Raw genomic sequence first — 9,783 nt, 5'->3', positions numbered from 1 at the left:
CGCTGGTGCCGTCCGGGAAGCCCGGCGGCATGGAGACGTGGGAGAAATCGGGCTGCTCCCAGAACTTGACCTCGGCGGCCGACACATGGATCCGCAGGTCCGGGCGCAGCTGCTCCTTCACCCCTTCGACCAGCAGCCCGCCGACATGGTCCATATGCATGTGGGTCAGCACCAGATCGGTCACCGAGCCGAGGTCGATGCCCGCGGCCTCCAGCCGCTTGATCAGCTGCCCGGCCCGCGGCAGGTGCAGGTCCGGGTCGAAGCCCAGCCCGGCATCGACCAGGATCGTCCGGTCGCCGCTGCGCACCACGACCGCGTTCAGCGCCCAGTCGAACGCATCCGGCGGCAGGAACATGTCCTTCAGCCAGGCCGCCCGGACCGCCGGGTCGACATTGTGGGCCAGCATCGCCGTCGGCAGCGGCAGCACGCCGTCGCTGACCACCAGCACGTCGATCTCGCCGATCCGCACCGCATAGCGCGACGGCACCAGCTCCTCGGGTCCCGACCGACCGGGGTGGGAAGTGTCTTGCAAATCCATGTCCATCTCCTGCTGACCGCCTTGCACGGCATCGAGGCGACGCTACGGCGCGGCGCGGGCTCGATCGATTGGGTCGAGGGAGAGGACGGGCTATGCCAGGGGATAGGTGTCCTGTCCCTCAGGTCGCAGGGCGTCGCAAATCGCCCCTCGGAGATCAGGATCATTGGACGGTTGGGGGCGGCGCGGCCGCCCCCGTCCCGGTCACACCACCGGCGTCAGCAGCGGCTGGCCGGCGAAATGGGCCAGCAGGTTGCGGACCACCAGGTCGGCCATGGCGTTGCGGGTCTCGACCGTGGCGCTGCCGACATGCGGCTGCAGCACGACGTTGTCGAGGCCGTACAGCGCCTCCGGCACCTTCGGCTCGAACTCGAACACGTCGAGGCCGGCGGCGCCCAGCCGGCCGTCGACCAGGGCGGCGACCATCTCCGGCTCGTCCACCACCGTGCCGCGGGCGATGTTGACCAGGATGCCCTCGGGCCCCAGCGCCTCGATCACCGCCTTGTTGACGATGTGGTGGGTGGCGGCGCCGCCCGGGCAGCACAGCACCAGCACGTCGCTGTCCCTCGCCAGCGCGACCAGGTCCGGATAGTAGGGATAATCGATCTCCGGCTTCGCCCGCGGGCCGTGCCAGGCGATCGACAGGCCGAAGATCTTCGCCCGCTCCGCCACCGCCTGGCCGATCCGGCCCATGCCGACCACGCCCAGCCGCTTGCCGCGCAGGCTGCGGGCCAGCGGGAGGCCGCCCTGGGTCCATTTGCCGGCGCGCACGAAGCGGTCGCCGACGCACAGCCGCCGCGCCGTCGCCAGCATCAGCAGCAGGCCGAGATCCGCCACCTCATCATCCAGCACGCCGGGGGTGTTGGTGACCCGCACGCCGCGGCTCTTGGCGTGGGCGGTGTCGACCTTGTCGTAGCCGACACCGAAATTGCCGATGATCTCCAGCGCCGGAAACCGGTCCATGAATTCCGCCGACACGCCCGGGCCGGTGACGATGCCGCGCACCTCCGGCGCCACGCGCCGGATCAGCGCCTCGCGATCCTCGGCCTCCCACAGCCGGTGCACGGTGCAATTCGCCTCCAGCTCGGCGAAGGGACCCGGCATCAGACCGGCGAGAGCGAGGACGACGGGTTTGGTCATGGCGGTTTCCTCTTGCGGCCCCGGAGCGTCGGGCCGCCGGCCAGCCTATCGTACAAGTCCGACGATTCAAGCCATTCCGGTCGTCATTTTCACGGGACCGGCCGATGCCTGCCATGCTGGCGCCACGTTCCGCTGCGTTTGATGCCGGCAGAGTGCCGATACGGTACACTGACGGAACAACGACATGAGTCGGCTGTTTTGAGTTCTGAATATACGCAAGAAAAGGCCGGGCCATCTTGACCCCCTTGGAGATCTTCGAATTCAGCGTCTACGGTCTACTGGCCATCGCGCTGACGCTATTGTGCCTCCTGTCCTGCAATCTCCTCTGGCTCGCGATCACCTTCTGGCGGCACCAGTCGCAGGGGCAGAGCATGGCCGCCCAGCGGACGGCCCCGACCCCGGATGACGCCCTGCCCAGGGTCCTGATCCAGATCCCCGTGTTCAATGAGCGGCATGTGGTGCGCCGCATCCTCGGCGCGGCCGCCGCGCTGGACTGGCCGCAGCACAAGCTGACGATCCAGCTGCTGGACGACAGCATCGACGAGACCCGCGAGATCGCCGAGGCGGCGGTGCAGGAGCTGCGCGCCGCCGGGATCGACGCCCACCGGCTGCACCGGGTCGACCGCACCGGCTTCAAGGCCGGGGCGCTGCATGCCGGCCTGGCCGTCACCGACCACCCCTATGTCGCCGTCTTCGACGCCGACTTCATCCCGCGGCCGGACTTCCTGCGCCGCACCGTCGGCGTGCTGGAGAATGACAGGAAGCTGGCCTTCGTGCAGGGCCGCTGGGAGCATCTGAACGGCGACGAGAACCGCCTGACCCGCGCCCAGACCCTGATGCTGGACGCGCATTTCGGCATCGAGCAGCCGGCCCGCAGCATGACCGGCCTGCCCCTGCCCTTCAACGGCACCTGCGGCATCTGGCGCCGCGCCGCGATCGACGATGCCGGCGGCTGGAAGGCCGACACGCTGACCGAGGATCTGGACCTCAGCCTGCGCGCCCATCTCAAGGGCTGGCGCGCCCGTTACCTGTCCGACATCACCGTGCCGGGCGAGCTGCCGTCCAGCATCGCCGCCTGGCGGGTGCAGCAGTTCCGCTGGACCAAGGGCTTCGCCCAGGTCGCCTGCAAGCTGCTGCCGACGATCTGGCGCTCCTCCTTCCCGCCGAAGACCAAGGTCGTGGTCAGCCTGCAGCTGCTGCAGTGCCTGTTCTACCCGCTGGGCGCGCTGGCCATGGTCAACACGCTGATGTTCCTCGGCATCGGCTTCGATCAGCCGGTGGCGCTGACCGTGCTGGGCGTGGTCTCGACCGTGCTCGGCATCTCCGGCACCGCCGCCTTCCTGGTCTCCGGCCGCCTGGCCGTGCGGCGCGAAAGGCTGGGCCAGGCGGTGATGGACATGCTGGCCACCATGGCGCTGAACGCCGGTCTTTCGATCTCGAATTCGCGCGGCGTGATCGAGGCCTTCCTCGGCCGGCGCAGCGGCTTCGTGCGCACGCCGAAGAAGGGCAGCTCGCGCCGCTCCGGCTACCGCAGCGGCGCTGGCAGCGGCATCCCGGAGACGGCGGCCGGCGTGGTGCTGCTGGGCATGGTGCTGACCGACCTGGCCTGGTACCTGCCATTCCTGGTGGTGTCCGGCACCGGCCTGCTGATCATGGGCACCGCCCTGCTGGCCGAGCGCTACGACCTTCGGCTCGACCCTAAGGCCCTGCCCCGCACCATGCCGGCCGTGAAGCTGGCGCCCCCGGCCGCCCGGGCGTCGCAGCCCAACACCCGAAGCTGATCATCCGCCGGGCCGGAGCGATCCTCCCCGGCCCGTCCGGTCACAGCCGCTTCTCCAGCACCATCTCATACGGCTCGAAGCCGTGCTTGCGATAGGCGCGGATGGCGCTGTCGTTGCTGGCCAGCACGCCGATCCGCATCCGCGCCACGCCGGTGCCGCGCAGATGCGCCTCGATCGCCGCCAGCAGCCGCCCGGCGACGCCGTGCCCGCGCCAGGCCGGCGCGGTGTAGACGTCGGAGACATAGCCGAAGCGGTTCGAATCCGCGGTCTCCGAGATCAGGTCGTCCTGCTGCACCCAGCAGGCGGAAAAGCCGGCCAGGTCGCCCGCAGCCGACACCGCCACCAGGATCACGCCGCCGCGCTCCGGCGCATGGCCCTCGAGCCAGTCGAGATAAGGCCCCGCCGTCTCCCGGCCCGGCAGGCGGGTGTCGTGTAGCGCCCGCTCGTACTCCTGCATGTCGACCAGCGCCGCCCGCAGCGCCGCGCGATCGCCCGGCCCCGCCGGCCGCACCGTCACCTCCGGCATCCCTTCCCCCGCTGCCTCTTTTTGGTCCCAAGCTGATAGTATCGTCGCTGCGAGTCCGGCCCGTGGGGGCCGGCGACGGAGAGCGGCCATGTCCCTGTGGAGCAAGATCGGCGGCGAGTTCATCGACATCATCGAATGGACCGATGACACGCAGGACACCATCGTCTACCGGTTCGAGCGGCACAACAACGAGATCAAGTACAACGCGCAGCTGACCGTGCGCGAGAGCCAGGTCGCCGTCTTCGTCAACGAAGGCAAGGTGGCCGACGTCTTCCAGCCCGGCATGTACACGCTGGAGACCAAGAACCTGCCGATCCTGTCGACGCTGCAGGGCTGGAAATACGGCTTCGCGAGCCCGTTCAAGGCCGAGGTCTACTTCCTCAACACCAAGCGGTTCACCGACCTGAAATGGGGCACGATGAACCCGGTGATGCTGCGCGACCCGGAATTCGGGCCGGTGCGGCTGCGCGCTTTCGGCACCTACGCCATCCGGGTCAAGGACCCGACCGCCTTCATCCGCGAGATCGCCGGCACCGACGGCCGCTTCACCACCGACGAGATCACCAACCAGCTGCGCAACCTGATCGTCACCAGCTTCGCCGGCGCGGTGGCCAAGGCGAACATCCCGGTGCTGGACCTGTCGGCCAATTACGACAAGGTCGGCCAAGTGATCCGCGACGCGATCCAGCCGGAGTTCGACGCCTACGGCCTGGAGGTGGCGACGCTGCTGGTCGAGAACGTGTCGCTGCCCGAGGAGGTCGAGCAGGCGCTGGACCGGCGCAGCAGCATGGGCGTGGTCGGCGATCTCGGCCGCTACACCCAGTACCAGACCGCCGAGGCGATCAAGGCCGCGGCCGAGAACCCCGGTGGCGCCGCCGGCATCGGCATCGGCATGGCCACCGCCGGCGGGCTCGCCTCCGCCATGGGCGGCGCGGTGCAGCAGGCCAGCCAAGCGCCCGCCGCCGGCGCGGCGCCGCCGCCGCTGCCGGGGTCCCAGGCGTACCACGTCGCCATCGACGGCAAGCAGGCCGGCCCGTTCCAGGCCGCCCAGCTGCAGGGGCTGGTGCGCGATGGGCAGCTGACCCGCGACAGCCTGGTCTGGGCCCAGGGCATGGCGAACTGGTCCAAGGCCGGCGATGTCTCGGCCCTGGCCACGCTGTTCACCGACCAGCCGCCGCCGCTGCCGCAGGCCTGATCCGCGATCATGGCGGACATGGCCTTCACCTGCGCGTCCTGCGGCGCGCAGCTGGAATACGCGCCCGGCACCAAGGCGATGAAATGCCCCTATTGCGGGCATGAGAACCCGATCGCCGCCTCGCCCTGGTCGGCCGTCGCCGAGATCGACTATGCCACCGGGCTGGCCGAGGCCGAGCGATCGGCCGCGACCGAGACGGTGCCGGTCATCACCTGCAAGCGCTGCGCCGCGGCGTTCCAGCTGGATCCGGCGATCCAGGCGTCGCGCTGCCCGTTCTGCGGCACGCCGATCGTGCTCGAATCGCGGGCCGTCACCCATCTGCGCCCCGGCGCGGTGCTGCCCTTCGGCTTCGACGCCAAGGCGGCGCGGTCGAAATACGAGGCTTGGCTGTCCGGCCTGTGGTTCGCGCCGAACGACGTCAAGCGCCTGGCCAAGACCGACAACGGCTTCATCGGCATGTATGTGCCGTACTGGACCTACGACGCCGCCACCACCAGCGACTACACCGGCCAGCGCGGCGTCACCTACACCCGGGTGGTGCAGGACGGCGACAAGACCCGCACCGAGACCGAGATCCGCTGGACTCCGTGCAGCGGCACCGTCTCCCGCGACTTCGACGACGTGCTGGTGGTCGCCAGCCAGTCCCTGCCGCAGGCCTATCTCGACCGGCTGGAGCCCTGGGACCTGACCGAGCTGGCCGGCTACGACCCGAACTATCTGCGCGGCTTCGGCGCCCAGACTTACCAGCTCGGCCTCGCCGACGGCTTCGAGGCGGCGAAGCAGAAGATGGACGGGGTGATCCGCCGCGACGTCTGCGACGACATCGGCGGCGACAGGCAGACCATCGCCAGCCTGCGGACGGCCTATGACGCCGTGACCTTCAAGCATGTGCTGCTGCCGGTCTGGCTGAACAGCTTCCGCTACGGCGGCAAGGGCTACAGCTTCGTGATCAACGGCCGCACCGGCAAGGTGCAGGGCCAGCGGCCCTGGAGCTGGGTCAAGATCGGCCTCGCCGTGCTGGCCGCGCTCGTCGCCGTCGTGGTCTTCTCGATGCTGTACGGCAAGCACTGACAGCGATGGAAGCGCTGCGGATCATCCTGTTTGGGCTCGGCGCCGCCATCGCCTACGGCATCCTGCACGACCAGGTGACGGCCCATCTCTGCGTCGAGTATTTCACCATCGCCCACCCGCCGGTGTTCCCGACGGAATCGCCCTTCCTGCTGGCGATCGGCTGGGGCGTGCTGGCGACCTGGTGGGTCGGGCTGCCGCTCGGGCTGATGCTGGCGGTCGCGGCACGGCTGGGCCGGGGCAACCGGCTGGGCTTGGCCGATCTCCGCCCGGCGATTCTCCGGCTCCTGGGCGCGATGGCGCTGTGTGCCATCGCGGCCGGAGCCTGGGGCGCCTGGTCGGTGGCGTCCGGCCGGTCGCCGGTGCCGGGCGGCTGGGGGCCGCTGCTGCCGGCGGAGATCCATGTCGCCTTCTCCGCCGCCGCCTGGGCCCATCTGGCCAGCTACGCCTCCGGCATCCTCGGCGGCCTGGCGGTGATCGCCTGGACCGTGTGGCGACGCCTGACCGCCGCTCCGTCAGGCCGGGCTTGACCCCGGCGCGCGGGACGGCCAGAGCGTGGGGATGCTCGACCTCTCCCACCATCTCTGGATCCTGGCCGCCGCCCTGCTGCTCGACGCGGTGATCGGCGACCCGCCCTGGCTGTGGCGGCGGCTGCCGCATCCGATCGCGCTGACCGGCCGGCTGATCGGCTGGCTGGACCGCCGGCTGAACCATGACGGCGATGCCCCGGCCCGGCGCCGCATCGCCGGCATCGCCACGACGCTGCTGCTGGTGCTGCTGGCCGGCGGCCTCGGCTGGGGCCTCTCCGCCCTGCTGGCGGCCTTGCCCTTCGGCTGGGTGCTGGAGGTCGTGATCGCCGCCGTGTTCCTGGCCCAGCGCAGCCTGCACGATCATGTCGCCGCCGTGGCCGCGGCCTGCGAGCTGGAGGGGCTGGAGGGCGGGCGCCGCGCCGTATCGATGATCGTCGGCCGCGACCCGCAGAGCCTCGACATGGCCGGCGTCTGCCGCGCCGCGATTGAGAGCGACGCCGAGAACTATTCCGACGGCGTGTTCGCGCCGGCCTTCTGGTTCGCGCTGCTCGGCCTGCCCGGCATCCTGGTCTACAAGGCGGTGAACACTGCCGACAGCATGATCGGCCACCGCACGGCGCGGCATGAGGCCTTCGGCTGGGCCTCGGCCCGGCTGGACGACGTCCTGAACCTGGTGCCGGCGCGGCTGTGCGGGGCCCTGCTGGCCCTGGCGGCGCCCTTCGGCGGCGGCCGCATCGGCGCGGCGTGGCGGGCGATGTGGCGCGACGCGCCGAAGCACCGTTCGCCCAATGCCGGCTGGCCGGAAGCGGCGATGGCCGGCGGCCTCGGCCTCGCTTTGGCCGGGCCGCGCCAGTACCACGGCACGGTGGTGCCCGATGCCTGGATGGGCGATGGCGGCCGGGCCGAGGCGACCCCGCGCGACATCCGCCGGGCGCTGGAGGTCGCCAAAGGCGCCGGAACGGTGCTGGTCCTGGCGACGGTGGTCGCGGCGCTGCTGGGCTAGAGAAGTGAGACAGCAGGTCGTGCCTCACGGCATACCGGCACTCATTTCCTTGATATATTTAATAAACTCGGTCGGAAGCATCAATTTACAATGGAGATCCACTTTTTGCCGCGAAATTACATTAATGAATTTTTTGTCGTTGAGAAGGAAAACATCCACTCCATTCTCTTCCGCGGTCCACAGATGCAATGCATCAGGGTAATGTTTCCTATCGATACCTCTGCAAATTTCTCGGAAAATTCGAACATTTCTCAAGCAATTTTCCTCGAATTCAGAAAGACTGAGACGAGGATTCTTCCTCACCCCTAAAATAAAGGCCTCGATCCGCTTATCCGCAGGAGTCAGAAAGAAGCCTTCGCAATATTTAATTACCTGCTCTCTACTTAAAGCTTGATCCATATCCATACCCCATTTCGAGCGATCAATCGGGGCAGGTATTTTTTCCAAGATACAACCGTCAAATATATCCTCAAGAACTGGCGAAGGAAATTTTTCTGCGGCAAGGGCTTCAAGTTCTAGCTCGTCTGTTATGCAACCTTTAACAAGCCCTTTCCGTATGAGATCCGCTATCTGCGGCAGGACATCAATCTCTCCCTGTCGCCAATCCTTCCGATCTGGCCTGACTCTCTGTGCATATATCGCATGACTATTGCGACCAATCTCACCGGTCCCCTCCAATTTCAGAAAGCCGTGTTCGGATCTAATTGCGTCGGCTCTAATCGAATTATCAATCAACAATTTCATCACTCTCCACCATTTAAATGAACGGACACGACAATTCATTGTTGTTGAAACTATATATGCAAACCAGCGATCCGGGCCAGCGCCGCCAGGTCCAGATGCCGTTCCAGATGGTCGGCCAGGCCGTCCAGCGTGGCGTCGATCGTGGCGTCATAGGCCAAGCCCTCCCCCATGCGCGGCTTGAGGCCGGCCAGGAAGGCGGCGCGGAAGCCGTCGGCCGCGAACAGGCCGTGGACATAGCAGCCTGCGACGCGGCCGTCGGGCGACGCGGCGCCGTCCGGCCGGCCGTCGAGGTCGAGCAGCGGCCGGGCGAGCGCCGGCCCCTCGGTGCGGCCGACATGCATCTCGTAGCCGCGGATCGCGGTGCCGGTCGGCCGGTGCGTGCCGGTGACGGCGACCAAGCTCTTCTCCGGCGTCATCACCGTCTCGAGGTCGAGCAGCCCGAGCCCGTCGGCCGAGCCCGGCGGGCCGTCGATGCCGTCCGGGTCGTGCAGCCGGCGGCCCAGCATCTGGAAGCCGGCGCAGAGGCCCAGCACCCGCCCGCCGCGGCGGACATGGGCGGCGAGGTCGATGTCCCAGCCCTGGGCGCGCAGGAAGGCCAGGTCGCCGATGGTCGACTTCGACCCCGGCAGCAGCACCAGATCGGCGTCGCCGGGCAGCGCCTCGCCCGGCGGCACCATGCGCACCGCCACATCCGGCTCCAGCCGCAACGGGTCGAGGTCGTCGAAATTGGCGATGCGCGACAGCACCGGCACGGCGACGGTGATCGCCCGGCCCCGCGGCGTCTCGATCTCGGCCAGGGCGTTGGCGTCCTCGGCCGGCAGGCGGGCGGCCTGGGGCCAGTGCGGCACGATGCCGAGGCCGCGCCAGCCGGTGCGGTCCTCGACGATGCGCACGCCGCCGGCGAACAGCGCGGCGTCGCCGCGGAAGCGGTTGACGATGAAGCCGCGGATCCGCGCGGCCTCTTCCGGCGCGATCACCGCATGGGTGCCGACCAGGCTGGCGATGACGCCGCCGCGATGGATGTCGGCCACCAGCACCACCGGCAGGTCAGCGGCCTCCGCGAAGCCCATATTGGCGATGTCGCCGGCGCGGAGATTGACCTCGGCCGGGCTGCCGGCGCCTTCGACCAGCACCAGGTCGGTGTCGGCCGACAGCCGGGAGAAGCTGTCCAGCACCGCGGCCAGCAACTCCGGCTTTCGTACGGCGTAGTCGCGGGCCTTCAGCGTGGCGATGCGGCGGCCCTGGACGATCACCTGGGCCC

At 68.8% G+C, this 9,783-nt stretch carries 10 protein-coding genes; 5 read left to right on the top strand and 5 right to left on the bottom strand.

Annotated elements, in window-relative coordinates; translation table 11 throughout:
• Both ABDW35_RS24305 and ABDW35_RS24300 read right to left on the bottom strand, forming a co-directional pair.
• The coding region (locus ABDW35_RS24305) for an MBL fold metallo-hydrolase (RefSeq protein ID WP_343716446.1) at nt 1–538 on the bottom strand (538 nt) is incomplete at its 3' end.
• 201 nt (nt 539–739) lie between these two features.
• Nucleotides 740–1,675 carry a 2-hydroxyacid dehydrogenase gene (locus ABDW35_RS24300; RefSeq protein ID WP_343716445.1) on the bottom strand — a complete coding sequence of 312 codons (936 nt, stop codon included), beginning with the start codon at nt 1,673–1,675 and terminating at the stop codon, nt 740–742.
• 236 nt (nt 1,676–1,911) lie between these two features.
• Here ABDW35_RS24300 and ABDW35_RS24295 point away from each other — a divergent pair, with 236 nt between their 5' ends.
• On the top strand, nt 1,912–3,456 hold the full coding sequence (locus ABDW35_RS24295; RefSeq protein WP_343716444.1) for a glycosyltransferase: 1,545 nt from the start codon (nt 1,912–1,914) through the stop codon (nt 3,454–3,456).
• Nucleotides 3,457–3,496: 40 nt separating this feature from the next.
• Here ABDW35_RS24295 and ABDW35_RS24290 read toward each other — a convergent pair whose 3' ends face one another.
• Entirely contained in the window at nt 3,497–3,982 is a 486-nt protein-coding gene (locus ABDW35_RS24290) for a GNAT family N-acetyltransferase (protein WP_343716443.1), read from the bottom strand.
• A gap of 88 nt (nt 3,983–4,070) precedes the next feature.
• On the opposite strand from ABDW35_RS24290, the gene ABDW35_RS24285 reads away from it, so the two are divergent.
• The 4 genes from ABDW35_RS24285 to cbiB are packed head-to-tail and all read left to right on the top strand — an operon-like array spanning nt 4,071 to nt 7,778.
• On the top strand, nt 4,071–5,177 hold the full coding sequence (locus ABDW35_RS24285) for an SPFH domain-containing protein (RefSeq protein ID WP_343716442.1): 1,107 nt from the start codon (nt 4,071–4,073) through the stop codon (nt 5,175–5,177).
• 9 nt (nt 5,178–5,186) lie between these two features.
• Nucleotides 5,187–6,248 (top strand): hypothetical protein, encoded by a 1,062-nt coding sequence (locus tag ABDW35_RS24280; RefSeq protein WP_343716441.1) that lies wholly within the window; start codon nt 5,187–5,189, stop codon nt 6,246–6,248.
• A gap of 5 nt (nt 6,249–6,253) precedes the next feature.
• On the top strand, nt 6,254–6,775 hold the full coding sequence (locus ABDW35_RS24275) for a hypothetical protein (protein ID WP_343716440.1): 522 nt from the start codon (nt 6,254–6,256) through the stop codon (nt 6,773–6,775).
• Nucleotides 6,776–6,806: 31 nt separating this feature from the next.
• A complete protein-coding gene (gene cbiB, locus ABDW35_RS24270; RefSeq protein WP_343716439.1) occupies nt 6,807–7,778 on the top strand; it encodes an adenosylcobinamide-phosphate synthase CbiB in 972 nt (323 codons plus the stop codon).
• Between the two features lie 24 nt (nt 7,779–7,802).
• Here cbiB and ABDW35_RS24265 read toward each other — a convergent pair whose 3' ends face one another.
• Both ABDW35_RS24265 and ABDW35_RS24260 read right to left on the bottom strand, forming a co-directional pair.
• The gene (locus tag ABDW35_RS24265; protein ID WP_343716438.1) at nt 7,803–8,522 is read right to left on the bottom strand and encodes a hypothetical protein; all 720 of its coding nucleotides are present in this window, start codon (nt 8,520–8,522) and stop codon (nt 7,803–7,805) included.
• 50 nt (nt 8,523–8,572) lie between these two features.
• Nucleotides 8,573–9,783: cobyric acid synthase (locus ABDW35_RS24260; protein ID WP_343716437.1), on the bottom strand; the 1,211-nt coding region annotated here is incomplete at its 5' end.

This window comes from Inquilinus sp. (genome assembly GCF_039594555.1).
Lineage (GTDB): Bacteria > Pseudomonadota > Alphaproteobacteria > DSM-16000 > Inquilinaceae > Inquilinus.
The sequence above is the reverse complement of the archived record's forward strand: the minus strand, read 5'-3'. Positions and strand labels throughout refer to the sequence as shown.

What these genes read in the sequence shown, in the direction of transcription:
- cbiB (WP_343716439.1), top strand. Translation starts at nt 6,807, where the DNA reads ATGCTCGACCTCTCCCACCATCTCTGGATCCTGGCCGCCGCCCTGCTG.
- ABDW35_RS24275 (WP_343716440.1), top strand. Translation starts at nt 6,254, where the DNA reads ATGGAAGCGCTGCGGATCATCCTGTTTGGGCTCGGCGCCGCCATCGCC.
- ABDW35_RS24300 (WP_343716445.1), bottom strand. Translation starts at nt 1,675, where the DNA reads ATGACCAAACCCGTCGTCCTCGCTCTCGCCGGTCTGATGCCGGGTCCC.
- ABDW35_RS24285 (WP_343716442.1), top strand. Translation starts at nt 4,071, where the DNA reads ATGTCCCTGTGGAGCAAGATCGGCGGCGAGTTCATCGACATCATCGAA.
- ABDW35_RS24280 (WP_343716441.1), top strand. Translation starts at nt 5,187, where the DNA reads ATGGCGGACATGGCCTTCACCTGCGCGTCCTGCGGCGCGCAGCTGGAA.
- ABDW35_RS24265 (WP_343716438.1), bottom strand. Translation starts at nt 8,522, where the DNA reads ATGAAATTGTTGATTGATAATTCGATTAGAGCCGACGCAATTAGATCC.
- ABDW35_RS24290 (WP_343716443.1), bottom strand. Translation starts at nt 3,982, where the DNA reads ATGCCGGAGGTGACGGTGCGGCCGGCGGGGCCGGGCGATCGCGCGGCG.